The sequence below is a fragment of the Brevundimonas sp. SS2672 genome (assembly GCF_059579685.1).
On sequence record NZ_CM184201.1, the window covers coordinates 2,759,143 to 2,770,930 of the forward strand.

Annotated in this window: 14 protein-coding genes; 5 read left to right on the top strand and 9 right to left on the bottom strand. The window is 69.2% G+C overall.

All coding sequences use genetic code 11. From position 1 onward, the window contains the following. Window positions 1–59 precede the first annotated feature (59 nt). On the top strand, window positions 60–518 hold the full coding sequence (locus AC52GN_RS13915) for a YaiI/YqxD family protein (RefSeq protein WP_496527473.1): 459 nt from the start codon (window positions 60–62) through the stop codon (window positions 516–518). Then, complete coding sequence (arfB, locus tag AC52GN_RS13920) at window positions 515–916, top strand: alternative ribosome rescue aminoacyl-tRNA hydrolase ArfB (RefSeq protein ID WP_313041270.1); 402 nt, start codon at window positions 515–517, stop codon at window positions 914–916. Before AC52GN_RS13915 ends, arfB begins: the two co-directional genes overlap by 4 nt. Before the next feature lie 606 nt (window positions 917–1,522). Here the strand turns inward: arfB and ubiB are convergent. Next, window positions 1,523–3,106 (bottom strand): 2-polyprenylphenol 6-hydroxylase, encoded by a 1,584-nt coding sequence (ubiB, locus tag AC52GN_RS13925; protein ID WP_496527474.1) that lies wholly within the window; start codon window positions 3,104–3,106, stop codon window positions 1,523–1,525. Next, window positions 3,094–3,879, bottom strand: coding sequence for a class I SAM-dependent methyltransferase (locus AC52GN_RS13930; protein WP_496527475.1), 786 nt, complete (start codon window positions 3,877–3,879; stop codon window positions 3,094–3,096). Before AC52GN_RS13930 ends, ubiB begins: the two co-directional genes overlap by 13 nt. 124 nt (window positions 3,880–4,003) lie before the next feature. Between AC52GN_RS13930 and AC52GN_RS13935 the strand changes: the two genes are divergently transcribed. Continuing rightward, on the top strand, window positions 4,004–4,300 hold the full coding sequence (locus AC52GN_RS13935) for a 4a-hydroxytetrahydrobiopterin dehydratase (protein WP_024355112.1): 297 nt from the start codon (window positions 4,004–4,006) through the stop codon (window positions 4,298–4,300). Beyond that, window positions 4,297–5,082 (top strand): SDR family oxidoreductase, encoded by a 786-nt coding sequence (locus AC52GN_RS13940; protein WP_496527476.1) that lies wholly within the window; start codon window positions 4,297–4,299, stop codon window positions 5,080–5,082. Before AC52GN_RS13935 ends, AC52GN_RS13940 begins: the two co-directional genes overlap by 4 nt. 119 nt (window positions 5,083–5,201) lie before the next feature. Here AC52GN_RS13940 and AC52GN_RS13945 read toward each other — a convergent pair whose 3' ends face one another. The 5 genes from AC52GN_RS13945 to AC52GN_RS13965 all read right to left on the bottom strand — a co-directional run bounded on the left by AC52GN_RS13945 (window position 5,202) and on the right by AC52GN_RS13965 (window position 10,376). Beyond that, complete coding sequence (locus AC52GN_RS13945; RefSeq protein ID WP_496527477.1) at window positions 5,202–6,545, bottom strand: amidohydrolase family protein; 1,344 nt, start codon at window positions 6,543–6,545, stop codon at window positions 5,202–5,204. A gap of 3 nt (window positions 6,546–6,548) precedes the next feature. Beyond that, window positions 6,549–8,042, bottom strand: a complete 1,494-nt coding sequence (locus AC52GN_RS13950; protein WP_496527478.1) for an amidohydrolase — start codon at window positions 8,040–8,042, stop codon at window positions 6,549–6,551. A 115-nt stretch (window positions 8,043–8,157) separates the two neighbouring features. After that, window positions 8,158–8,439 (bottom strand): DUF167 domain-containing protein, encoded by a 282-nt coding sequence (locus AC52GN_RS13955; RefSeq protein ID WP_496527479.1) that lies wholly within the window; start codon window positions 8,437–8,439, stop codon window positions 8,158–8,160. A gap of 243 nt (window positions 8,440–8,682) precedes the next feature. Then, window positions 8,683–9,612, bottom strand: a complete 930-nt coding sequence (locus AC52GN_RS13960; protein ID WP_496527480.1) for an electron transfer flavoprotein subunit alpha/FixB family protein — start codon at window positions 9,610–9,612, stop codon at window positions 8,683–8,685. Continuing rightward, the gene (locus AC52GN_RS13965; protein ID WP_496527481.1) at window positions 9,612–10,376 is read right to left on the bottom strand and encodes an electron transfer flavoprotein subunit beta/FixA family protein; all 765 of its coding nucleotides are present in this window, start codon (window positions 10,374–10,376) and stop codon (window positions 9,612–9,614) included. Before AC52GN_RS13965 ends, AC52GN_RS13960 begins: the two co-directional genes overlap by 1 nt. A 124-nt stretch (window positions 10,377–10,500) precedes the next feature. Here AC52GN_RS13965 and AC52GN_RS13970 point away from each other — a divergent pair, with 124 nt between their 5' ends. Beyond that, on the top strand, window positions 10,501–10,842 hold the full coding sequence (locus AC52GN_RS13970; protein ID WP_452112279.1) for a hypothetical protein: 342 nt from the start codon (window positions 10,501–10,503) through the stop codon (window positions 10,840–10,842). A gap of 10 nt (window positions 10,843–10,852) precedes the next feature. Here the strand turns inward: AC52GN_RS13970 and AC52GN_RS13975 are convergent, their stop codons facing one another. Both AC52GN_RS13975 and AC52GN_RS13980 read right to left on the bottom strand, forming a co-directional pair. Beyond that, window positions 10,853–11,425, bottom strand: coding sequence for a cob(I)yrinic acid a,c-diamide adenosyltransferase (locus AC52GN_RS13975; RefSeq protein ID WP_338577138.1), 573 nt, complete (start codon window positions 11,423–11,425; stop codon window positions 10,853–10,855). 29 nt (window positions 11,426–11,454) lie between these two features. After that, a complete protein-coding gene (locus tag AC52GN_RS13980; RefSeq protein WP_312219866.1) occupies window positions 11,455–11,658 on the bottom strand; it encodes a twin transmembrane helix small protein in 204 nt (67 codons plus the stop codon). Window positions 11,659–11,788: the final 130 nt, after the last annotated feature.

Below are 11,788 nucleotides of genomic sequence, written 5' to 3' on the forward strand. Positions count from 1 at the left end.
ACGGCCGGGAGAAGGCCTCGCGCCTTCTCCCCTCGCCCGTCTCGGGCCATAAGCCTGTCATGTCCACCACCCTCTACATCGACGCCGACGCCTGCCCCGTGAAGGAGGAGGTGTACCGCGTGGCCCGCCGCTGCGGGCTGAAGGTCTTCGTGGTGTCCAACGCCTGGATCAACACCCCGCGCGAACCGCTGATCGAACAGGTGGTCGTCGACGCCGGGCCGGATGTCGCCGACGACTGGATCGCCGAGCGCGCCACGCGCGGCGACATCGTCATCACCGCCGATATTCCGCTGGCCGACCGGGTGCTGAAATCGGGCGCCCAGGCGCTGAAGTCCAACGGCCAGCCGTTCACGGCGGACTCCATCGGGTCAGCTTTGGCCGGGCGGATGATCGGCGAGCATCTGCGCTCCATGGGCGTGCCGACCAGCGGGCCGCCGCCCTTTTCCGCCGCCGACCGCTCGCGCTTCCTGCAGGCGCTGGACGCGGCCGTGGTACGGGCGCGCAGAGAGGCGTCATGAGCCGCATTCCTGAAGACGAACTGGAGTTCCGCTTCTTCCGCGCCGGCGGACCGGGCGGCCAGAACGTCAACAAGGTCTCGACCGCCGTGCAAATGCGGTTCGACGTGAAGAACTCGCCCAGCCTGACCGAGCCGGTGAAGGCGAGGCTGATGAAGCTGGCGGGCAGCCGCCTGACGCTGGACGGGGTGATTGTCATCAGCGCCGTGCGCTTCCGCACGCAGGAGCGCAACAAGGCGGACGCCGTCGAGCGGCTGGAGGCCATGGTGGCCGAGGCCTCGATCAAGCCCGTCTATCGCGTGCCGACCCGGCCGACGCGAGCGTCGAAGGAGCGTCGGCTGCAGGCCAAGTCCAGCCGCGCCTCGATCAAGAGCGGACGCGGCAAGCCGTCGCTGGATTAGCCTTCCACACCCTCCGTCATCCTCGGGCTTGACCCGAGGATGACGGCGACGGGACGGGGGAGGACGGCTGTGCGCAGAGCGCCCTCAGTCCTGGGCCGGGCGGAACAGCAGGGCCGCGATCTGGTCCTGGTCGTCGAAGGCGATGACCCAGTCGGTGGCCTGCTTCTCGAACACCACGCGGAACATGTCGGCGCCGCTCTGCTGGCCGCGATGCTCGATCGTCTTCAGCGGGCCGAACTGCTGGATCAGGGGCGCTACCGCACCGGACTGGGCGCGAGATCTGCTCGGCCATGTCCGTGCTGAACACCGAATAGTCGATCTGATTGGCCTGGAAGGCGGCGATGACCCGGCGCAGGGCCTCTTCCGAGCGGGCGATGTCCGGCGCCTGGGCGGCGGGACCGGCGACCGGCGGCGACGCGGGCGCCGTCGAAGCGGCGGGCGCATCCCCCTCGAAGGCGTCGGGCAGGGTCGCCGCAGCCGCGCCCTGGGCCGGCGCCCGGCTCGGAGCCGTGGTCTGGGCCAGCGCCGGGGCGGCCAGCAGGAGGGCGCCCAACAGGACGGCGGCGAAGGAAGTGGTCTTCATGAAACGCAGGCTCCGAAGAAACGTCAGGCGACGATCATCGGCCAAAGCGTCAGCACCAAGGCGGCCGCCGACGCGCAGACTGCGACGGTGACGGCGGCGACCACCCAGGGCCGCGTTCCGGCCTTCTCGATCACCAACGTCTGAGACGGCGGCGGGTTCTGCACGAGACGCGACAGGGCCTTGAGGGCGGCCATCGCCTCCTCGACCGTCTCCTTGATCTGGGCCTGCGGTCCCAGCTCGCGCTTGATCCAGCGTTCGACCACCGGCTTGGCGGCCTCCCACAGATCGTGATCGGGATTGAGGCGGCGCGCCACCCCCTCGACCGAGACCATGGTCTTCTGCAGCAGCACCAGTTCGGGGCGCATATGCATGTCGAACAGGGCGGTGATCTCGAACAGCTGGCCCAGCAGGCGGCCCATCGACACCTGGCTGGCCTGACGGCCGATCACCGGCTCGCCGACCGCGCGCAAGGCCTGGGCGAAGGTGTCGACCGAATGGTGCGGCGGCACGTATCCGGCCTCGAAATGGACCCGGCTGATGCGGTCGTAGTCGCGGCTGATGAAACCCCACAGGATCTCGGCCAGGTAGCGCCGCTCGGCGGGGCCCAGCCGCCCGACGATGCCGAAGTCGATGGCCGTGAGTTGCGCAGGCGCGTCGGCGAACAGATTGCCCTCGTGCAGGTCGGCGTGGAAGACGCCGTGATCCAGCGCCTGCACCAGGAAGGCGCGCACCACCTTGTCGGCCAGGGCGTCCTTGTCGAGGCCGGGCAGATCGACCAGGGCCGGGTCGGTCATCGGCAGGCCCGGCGCCCACTCCAGCGTCAGCACCCGCTTGCCCACCCCGTCCCAGACGACGGCGGGGGCGGACATATAGCCGTCCTTGGCCATGACCTCGGCCAGTTCGGAGGCGGCGGCGGCCTCCAGCCGCATGTCCAGCTCAAGCTGCAGCGACTGGGCGATGATCTCGACGAAGGCGCGCGGCTCCAGCCGACGGGCGGGTTCGACGAAGCGGTCGACCAGCTTGGCCCCCAGACGCATGGCGTCCAACCCCTGGGCCACGCGGCGTTCGACGCCGGGACGCAGCACCTTGACAGCCACCTTGCGCCCGTCAGCCAGCCAGGCGGGGTGCGCCTGAGCCAGCGATGCGGCGCCCATCGGTTCGGTCAGATCGATGAACAGGCTCTCGGCCGGGCGGCCCAGCGAGCGTTCGATCTCGCGCTTGGCCTCTTCCAGCGGGAATGGCGGCAGCTTGTCCTTCAGACGCCCCAGATCCTGAGCGAACTGCAGGCCGAAGATGTCGGCGCGGGTGGCCAGCACCTGGCCCAGCTTGATGGCGACGGGGCCGAGATGCTCGAAGGCCTGGCCGACGCGCTGACCGGGCCGTCCGGCGCGGTGTCTGCGGCTGGCGAACAGCTGGATCAGACGGGCGAAGGGGCGGCCCCAGGCGGGCAGGAGGGGGTTGGCCTCGCGCGGGATCAGGGCGTCGTGGCGCGCCAGCACCCAGCCCCAGCGCACCATGCGAAAGGCCGCGCCGACCGGATGGCGCACCGGCTGGGCCTTGGGCGTCGGCGGCGGGGCGTTGAAGGTCAGCCGGCTCAGATCGCCCACCCGTGGTGGATGGCGGCGATGCCGCCCGACAGATTGGTGACGCTGACGCGGCTGAAGCCCGCCTCCTCGATCATCCGCTTGAAGGTCTGCTGATCCGGGAAGCGGCGGATGCTTTCGACCAGATACTGATAGGAATCGCGATCCTTGGCGACCAACTGACCGATGCGCGGAATGGCGTGGAAGGACCAGGCGTCATAGGCCTTCCTCAACGCGCCGGTGGTGGGGCGCGAGAACTCCAGGCAGATGAAGCGGCCGCCCGGCTTCAGCGCGCGGCGCGCCTCGCGCAGGGCCTGCGGAATGTCGGCCACGTTGCGGATGCCGAAGCTGATCGAATAGGCGTCCAGGCAGGCGTCCGGCAGCGGCAGGTTCATGGCGTCGCCGACGCCCCAGGCCATCTCGGGCTCGCCGCCCTTGGCCACGCCGTTCAGGATCATCTCGGCGTTGTAGTCCATGACGATGACGGTGGCGTCCTCGCCCCCGCGCCGTTCCTGGGCCGCGCGGGCCATCCTGGAATAGCGGCGGGCCATGTCGCCGGTGCCCCCGGCCATGTCCAGCACTACCTCGCCCGGCCGGACGTTCAGCTTGGCCGCCGTCGCGTCCTTCCAGATGCGGTGCACCCCCGCGCTCATCAGGTCGTTCATCAGGTCGTAGTTGGAGGCGACGGAGTTGAACACGCCGCGCACCATCTGCACCTTTTCCCTGGCGTCCACGTCGCGGAAGCCGAAGGAGGAGGTCTTGCCGGAAGCGTCGGAGGAGGGATCGGCCTGGGTCATGGATGGGGGTGTAACGCCTCCCGTCGCCGCCGTCATCCGGGGAAGCGCCGCATCTGACGCAGGCTGGCGGCTTGTCGCGCCTCAGGGCGCGCGATACGCCTGACGAAAGCATAAGGAGACGCCCATGACCGCCGCCCTCGACGTGACCGAAGTTCTGGCGGGCCTGCCCGACTGGCGCCGCGCCGACGATCCGCGCCCGGCCATCGCGCGCACCCTGCGCTTCGCCGATTTCAACGCCGCCTTCGGCTTCATGACCCGCGTCGCCCTCTTGGCCGACAAGGTCGATCACCATCCGGAGTGGTCGAACGTCTACAACCGCGTCGAGGTGCTGCTGACCACCCATGACGCCGACGGGGTGACGGAACGCGACGTGGCGATGGCCCGCTTCATCGACGAAGCCGTGAAAGGTCTGGTCGAGTGACGGGCGGGCGCGTCGCGGGCAAGGCGGCCCTGATCACCGGCGCCGCCGGGGGTCTGGGCCAGGCCATGGCCCGGATGCTGGTCCGCGAAGGCGCCAAAGTGGCGCTCAGCGATCTGGACCTGAACGGCGTCCGCGCCCTGGCCGAGGCGATCAACGCCGACCACCCCGGCATGGCCTTCGCCTATGAGCACGACGTCACGCGCGAGGACGACTGGGTCCGCGTGGTCGGCGCGGCGGTTCAGGACATGGGCGGGCTCAGCATCCTGGTGAACAACGCCGGGATCGGCGGCCAGCTTTTGTGGGCCGAGCAGGACACGCTGGAGAACTGGCGCAAGGTTCAGGCGATCAACCTGGAATCCGTCATGCTGGGCTGCAAGCACGCCATGGCGCCGCTCAGGGCCTCGGGCGCGGGGTCGATCGTCAACATCTCCTCGATCGCGGGACTGGCGGCCGCGCCGGGCATGGGCGCCTACAACGCCACCAAGGCGGCGGTCTGGCTCTACACCAAGACGGTGGCGCTGGAGGCGGCCAGGGCTGGTTGGAACGTGCGCGCCAACTCGGTGCACCCGGTCTTCATCAAGACGCCGATCCTCGATCCTTTCGTCGCCATGGCGGGCGGGGACGAGGCGAGCGCGCACGAAAAGCTGGCGCGCGGCATTCCGCTGAAGCGCATCGGCGAACCGGACGACGTGGCCTATTGCGTGCTCTACCTGGCCTCGGACGAGTCCAAATTCGTGACCGGAGCCGAGTTCAAGATCGACGGCGGACTGACGGCGCAGTAGGGGGCGCGGGCTATATATCCCGCTCATCCCGGCGGACGCCGGGATGAGCGGAAGTGGGGAGCAATGAAAAAGGGCGCTGCGGTTTCCCGCAGCGCCCTTCCGTCTTCAGGCCGTGAACCTCAGTTCCCGTAGGCAGGCGGCATCGCCCCCTCGCCGCCGGTGCGGTAGCGGTCGCGCAGCAGCAGGTTGCGGGCCTGCAGCGGCTGCTCCACCCCGTCGATCAGCACGGCCGAGGGCTGGCTCAGCGGCTCCAGCGGATCGCCGGACCAGACCACGACGTCGCCCGCCGCTCCGGCCTTCAGCTCGCCGAACTGGCCGTCGAAGCCGAAGATGCGGGCCGGGTTGACCGTGATCGCCTGGATGGCCGCCGCGAAGGGCAGGCCGTGCGACACGGCGTTGCCCGCATTGTAGCGGATGTCGCGGGCGCGGTGGGCCGAGCCCTCGTTGCCCTTGATGGCGATGACGACGCCCGCCGCGTTCAGCGCCGCCGCGTTCTGCATCCGCGCCGCCCGCATCTCGAAGTTCGAGGGCAGGTTGGTGATCGGGTGCAGCAGGACGGGCACGTTCGCCGCCGCGATCTCATCGGCCACCAGCCAGCCTTCGGCGGCGCCGTCGAGGATGATCTTGACCCCTTCCTCGCGCGCCAGGCGCAGCACCTGCTGGATGTCCGCCGCCCGGTTGACGGTGACGATCAACGGCATGCGCCCCTCGGCCACCGGGATCAGGGCTTCCAGATCGGCGCGCGACAGGGACAAGTCGCGAAGCGCCGCCCGGTCATAGGCGGCCTTGTTGCGGGCGTAGGTCCGAACCTCGGCCAGGGTCTCCTTGAACAGGACGAACTCGGCGCCGCGCGCGCCGCCCGCCACCGCCTTGCCGGCCTCGCCGAAGGGCGCGACCATGGCCACGCGCGGCTTCACCAGGATGTCGGCGCCGCCCAGCTTGATGACCGCCGCCTGGCCCGCGAACAGGCCCGGCGTCTGGAAGCCGCCCGCGCCGGCGCCGGCGAAGTCGGAATCGTCGTGGCTGTGACCGCCGCCCGAGCCGCCGTGCTGCGGCGTGACGACGGCGCGCGTGACGCCACCCAGCCGCGCCGTCGGCAGGGTGAAGGACCAGGGGTCCAGCCCATAGGACAGGTCGAAGGCCGCCGTCAGGGTGTTGGCGCGGTTCGACAGGTCGTTGGAGCCCCGCACCGAGCCGACCTCGGTCCCGGCCAGGCCGGAATCCACGGCGACGAAGCCCGGCGTGACGATCTTGCCGCGCGCGTCGATGACGCGCAGACCCGCCGGCGCGCCGCCGGTTCCGACCGAAACGACCTTGCCGTTACGGATGACGACGGTGCCGTTCTCGATCACCGAGGTTCCGGTCAGCACCTGGCCGCCGGTGATGGCGACGTCCTGCGCCAGGGCGGGGCCGGTCAGGGCCAGGGCCGCGACAGCGCCCGCGAGGAGAGTTTTGATACGCATGGTTCAGCGAGCTCCCTGGGCGACGCCGGCGGCGGCCTGGCCGAAGCCGGGCTGGCCCAGTTCGAAATCGGACACGGGCTGGAAGGCGGGGTTCTGGCGATCGAAGGCCAGGCCGCCGTCGATGAAGACCTGATCGGCGCGGGCGTAGATCGAGAAGGGATCGGCGCTCCAGATCACCACGTCGGCGCGCTTGCCGCTCTCCAGCGAGCCGGTTTCCTTGTCGATGCCGATGGACTTGGCCGCATTCAGCGTGATCCAGCCGATGGCGTGTTCTTCGGAGATGTTCATCCCGGCGCGCCGACCGGCCGACAGGGCGGCGGCGGCTTCCTGGTTCAGGCGCTGGATCAGTTCGGCGTCGTCCGAGTGGATGACGGCGCACGAGCCCTCGGGCGCGTCGGTCAGGGCGGCGTTCTCCTCGATGCCGTCCAGGGCCTCCATCTTGAAGCCCCACCAGCCGGTCCACATGGCGGCGCAGACGCCTTCACGGGCCAGCAGGGGCGCGATCTTGTAGGCCTCGACCGCGTGGTGGAAGGTGGTGACCTTGTAGCCGAACTCCTTGGCCACATCGAGCATCACCGCCATTTCGTCGGCACGATAGCAGTGGTTCTGGATCAGGATCGAACCGTCCAGCACGCCCGCCAGGGTCTCAAGCTGGAGGTTGCGGGTCGGGGGCGCGCCCTCACCCGTCTCGCGCCACTTGTCCCACTTGGCCTTGTAGTCGCGCGCGGCGATGAAGCCGGCGCGATAGCCCGCGACATTGCCCATGCCGGTGGCCGGCGACTGGTTGCGCGAGCCGTAGACACGCGACGGGTTCTCGCCGCAGGCCATCTTCAGGCCGTAGGGGGCGTTCGGGAACTTCATCCCCTGCATCGTCACCGACGGCACGTTGCGCAGGGTCACGCCGCGGCCGCCGAACAGGTTGGCCGAACCAGGCAGGATCTGCATCGTCGTCACCCCGCCCGCACGGGCGGTGTTGAAGCCGGGGTCCTGGGGCCAGATCGAGTGTTCGGACCAGACCTGGGCCGTGTTGGGGTTGGTGGCTTCGTTGCCGTCGCTCATGCCCTGCACGCCGGGCGAGGGATAGACGCCCAGGTGGCTGTGAATGTCGATGATGCCGGGCGTGACGAAGCGGCCGCGCGCGTCGACCACCTGGTGACCCGCCGGGACCGGGGTGTCCGCGCCGCCGACGGCGGCGATGCGGCCGTCAGTGACGACGACGACGCCGCCCTCGATCTTCTGGCCCGCGCCGGTCAGCACCGTGGCGCCGACGATGGCCATGTTCTGGCGCGGCAGGCCGCGATAGGTCGAGGGATAGGGGTCCTGATTGGCCCAGCCGTCCAGGCCCGGCGCCATGGTCCGATCCCTGGACGAAGAGGCGGAGGCCGTCTCGGTCTTGGGCGCGGCGTCGCCGGTCGTGGCGCAGGCCGACAGGCTGAGCGCGCCGAGCGCGCAGGTGAGAACAGCGAGGCTTGGCCCCCGCAGGCGACTGAACAACATGGGCGAGCCCCCTCGCGCCCGCGAACTGCGGGCAGACAACGGCGCGTATACAATCCCGTGTTTCCGTCAGGGTAAAGCTCTAAAAGCCGCGCTCGCGGCAAAGTCAGTCGCGCGCTCAGTCGGCGGGCAGGCGCGCGCGGACCTCCGCGTCGGTCAGGCCGTCGACCTCGATCATCTTCAGACGCGACTGGCCGCCGCGCGCCAGGGTCACGTCGCGCTTGGGCACGCCCAGGGTCTTGGCCAGGAAGGCGGTCAGGGCGGCGTTGGCCTCGCCCTCCACCGGCTGGGCGCGGACGCGGACCTTCAGCACCGGACGGCCGTCCGGGTCGACGTCCCAGCCGTCGATGCGGTCGGCGGCGGCGCGCGGGGTCAGCTTGACGGGAATGCGGGCGGTCATGGGACGTGTTTGGCCCCATCCACAGCTTTGGCCAACCCCTCTCCGCTCATCCCGGCGGACGCCGGGATCCAGTGCTTTGGCTTCAGGCGCCGGGCAGGAAGCCTAGGGGGATTTCCACGGTTGAGCGCGTAGCTCTTACTGGATCCCGGCGTCCGCCGGGATGAGCGGATGTAGAAGGCCGATAAAAGAAAACGCGCCGGACGGTTTCCCATCCGGCGCGCTTCAACTCAGTCTGCGGCGCCCTTAGCCCAAGGCGGCCATTAGTTCCGGCACGGCGGTCTTGTAGTCGGCGACCAGGCCGTAGTCGGCGACCTGGAAGATCGGGGCGTCGGGGTCCTTGTTGATCGCGACGATCACCTTGGAGTCCTTCATCCCGGCCAGGTGCTGGATGGCGCCCGAGATGCCGATGGCGATGTAGAGGGCCGGGGCCACGACCTTGCCGGTCTGGCCGACCTGATAGTCGTTGGGGGCGTAGCCCGCGTCGACCGCCGCGCGCGAGGCGCCGACGGCGGCGCCCAGCTTGTCGGCCAGGGGGTCCATGACGGCGTGGAACTCTTCGGCCGAGCCCAGGGCGCGGCCGCCCGAGACGACGATCTTGGCGGCGCCCAGTTCGGGGCGGTCCGACTTGACCATTTCCTCGGAGACGAAGGCGGTCTTGGGCGCCTCGCCGGCGGCGACGCTCTCGACTGGGGCCGAACCGCCTTCGGCGGCGGCGGCGAAGGCCGTCGGGCGCACGGTGATGACCTTCTTGGCGTCGGCCGACTGCACCGTCTCCAGCGCGTTGCCCGCATAGATCGGGCGCACGAAGGTATCGGCCGAGACGACCTCGACGATGTCCGAGATCGGCGCCGTGTCCAGCTTGGCGGCGATGCGCGGGGCGAAGTTCTTCCCGTCGGTGTTGGCCGGGGTCAGGATGGCGTCGTAGTTCCCGGCCAGCGGCAGGACGGTGGCCTCGACGGCCTCGGCCAGGCCGTGGGCGACGGCGTCGCCTTCGGCCAGAAGCACCTTGCGCACGCCCGAAATCTTGGCGGCGGCGTCAGCCACGCCTTGCGCGCCCTTGCCAAGGACCAGAACATCCACGTCGGACGACAGCGCCAGGGCGGCCGTCACGGTCTTGTGGGTAGTGTCGCGAACGACCGAGCCGTCGTGGTCGGCGATGACGAGAACGGCCATTACAGAACCCCTGCGTCTTTGAGCTTGGAAACCAGTTCGGCCGCATCGGCGACCTTGACGCCCGCCGAACGCTTCGGCGGCTCCGTCACCTTCAGCACCTTGAGGCGGTCGGCCGTGTCGACGCCGTAGTCGGCGACCGCCTTGACGGCGATCTCCTTCTTCTTGGCCTTCATGATGTTCGGCAGCGACGCATAGCGCGGCGTGTTCAGGCGCAGGTCGACCGAGACCACGGCGGGCAGCTCGGCCGAGACGGTCTGCAGGCCGCCGTCGACTTCACGAGTGACTACAGCCTTGCCGCCTTCGATCGCCAGCTTGCCGGCGAAGGTGGCCTGCGGCCAGTCCAGCAGGGCGGCCAGCATCTGGCCCACGGCGTTGTTGTCGCCGTCGATCGACTGCTTGCCCAGCAGCACCAGGTCCGGCTTCTCTTCGTCCACCACGGCCTTCAGCACCTTGGCGACGGCCAGCGGCTCCAGGTCCGTGTCCGACTGCACCAGGATGCCGCGATCGGCGCCCATGGCCAGGGCCGTGCGGATGGTTTCCTGGGCCTGGGTCACGCCGATGGAGACGACGACGATTTCCGTCGCCGTGCCTGCGGCATGGTGTTCCTTGCCTTCCTTCAGGCGCACGGCCTCTTCGACGGCGATTTCGTCGAAGGGGTTCATGCTCATCTTGACGTTGGCGAGGTCGACGCCGGTCTGGTCCGCCTTGACGCGCGCCTTGACGTTGGAGTCGATCACCCGTTTCACCGGGACGAGTACCTTCATGAGCCTATCCACTTGGTCGTCGAAATGTCGGCCGAGGGATTGGACCGACGAAACCGGCCTGTCAACGTAACGCTACGTGAACTGTGTTCGTGTCCAGCGGCCAATTTTCGGTTATGAGACCCGCATGAAACGCTTTCTGACGATCCGTCGCCTCAGCATCATCTTCTTCAGCCTGTTCGCCGTGACGCTGGCGGGCGTATTCGTCCTCCAGCGTTTCTGGGTCGATCCGGGCGATCGCTGCGCCGCCAAGGGCTATTGGTACGATCTGGAGACCCGGATCTGCGCCCAGCCCATCTACATCCCCGACATCACCGGCCGCCCGGCCGGGACGACGCGGGCCGAGGCCTCGAACAAGGCCAATCAGGAATTGCTGGTGCTGGAAGACCAGGTCAACGCCGAGAAGCGCGCCCGCACCGCCGCCACCGAGGCCGAGCGCAAGCGGGTCCAGGCGCTGCAGTCTCAATAAGGCCTTCGCCTCAGCGCGTCGCGCCGGGGCGCCACAGGACGTCGCCGGCCCCATTGGCGTTGGCGCGCCGCGCGGCGACGAACAACAGGTCCGACAGGCGGTTGAGATAGCGGACGGCGTCCGGGTTCACCGCCTCGCCCGATTCGACCAGGCGCACCGCGTCCCGTTCCGCCCGGCGGCAGACCGTGCGCGCCAGATGCAGATGCGCCGACAGGGGCGAGCCGCCCGACAGGATGAAGCTGTCCAGCGGCTTGAGGCAGTCGTTCATCCAGTCGATCTCGTTCTCCAGCCGCTCGACCTGGGAGGCGATGATGCGCAGGGCCTCCCACTTGGGCGCCGGCTCCATCGGCGTGGCCAGGTCGGCGCCCAGGTCGAACAGCTCGTTCTGGATGCGGCCCAGCATGGCGTCGATGCGATCGTTCTGGCCGCTGTTCAGGCGCGCCACGCCGATGACGGCGTTCAGCTCGTCCACCGTCCCATAGGCCTCGACCCGCGCATCGGTCTTGGACACGGGCGCGCCCGACGCCAGCCGCGTCTGACCGGCGTCGCCGGTGCGGGTGTAGATCTTGTTCAGCGTCACCATGGCGCGCCCTCCCCTGTTCCTGTCCGACCTCAGCCCGCGTGGGTGCGCTTCAGCCACATGCCGATCATCAGCAGCAGCACCGCCACCGCCTGCAAGGCGACACGCAACCGCATCAGCTTGTTGGACCGGACGCTGGCCCCCTCGCCCCCGCGCTTCAGATTGTAGAGGCCCAGGCCCAGGGTGACGGCGACGGCGGCCACGGCGATGAGGATCAGGATGTCGATGATGTCCATGCCCGCTTCTTAGGCCCGACCGCATTTCCGCGCCAGACGTGTCGGAAGCGCGGCGCAAATGCGACCTATTCGCACACCCCCATTGCGCTGAGAATGCGAACGCTGTTGAGAGGCGTTCTCATTTCTAAAG

Excerpts from the sequence above, each read along its gene's own strand:
- AC52GN_RS13945 (WP_496527477.1), bottom strand. The coding sequence starts at position 6,545 with ATGCGTATCAAAACTCTCCTCGCGGGCGCTGTCGCGGCCCTGGCCCTG.
- arfB (WP_313041270.1), top strand. The coding sequence starts at position 515 with ATGAGCCGCATTCCTGAAGACGAACTGGAGTTCCGCTTCTTCCGCGCC.
- AC52GN_RS13915 (WP_496527473.1), top strand. The coding sequence starts at position 60 with ATGTCCACCACCCTCTACATCGACGCCGACGCCTGCCCCGTGAAGGAG.
- AC52GN_RS13955 (WP_496527479.1), bottom strand. The coding sequence starts at position 8,439 with ATGACCGCCCGCATTCCCGTCAAGCTGACCCCGCGCGCCGCCGCCGAC.
- AC52GN_RS13970 (WP_452112279.1), top strand. The coding sequence starts at position 10,501 with ATGAAACGCTTTCTGACGATCCGTCGCCTCAGCATCATCTTCTTCAGC.
- AC52GN_RS13960 (WP_496527480.1), bottom strand. The coding sequence starts at position 9,612 with ATGGCCGTTCTCGTCATCGCCGACCACGACGGCTCGGTCGTTCGCGAC.
- AC52GN_RS13965 (WP_496527481.1), bottom strand. The coding sequence starts at position 10,376 with ATGAAGGTACTCGTCCCGGTGAAACGGGTGATCGACTCCAACGTCAAG.
- AC52GN_RS13980 (WP_312219866.1), bottom strand. The coding sequence starts at position 11,658 with ATGGACATCATCGACATCCTGATCCTCATCGCCGTGGCCGCCGTCGCC.
- AC52GN_RS13975 (WP_338577138.1), bottom strand. The coding sequence starts at position 11,425 with ATGGTGACGCTGAACAAGATCTACACCCGCACCGGCGACGCCGGTCAG.
- AC52GN_RS13935 (WP_024355112.1), top strand. The coding sequence starts at position 4,004 with ATGACCGCCGCCCTCGACGTGACCGAAGTTCTGGCGGGCCTGCCCGAC.
- AC52GN_RS13930 (WP_496527475.1), bottom strand. The coding sequence starts at position 3,879 with ATGACCCAGGCCGATCCCTCCTCCGACGCTTCCGGCAAGACCTCCTCC.
- AC52GN_RS13950 (WP_496527478.1), bottom strand. The coding sequence starts at position 8,042 with ATGTTGTTCAGTCGCCTGCGGGGGCCAAGCCTCGCTGTTCTCACCTGC.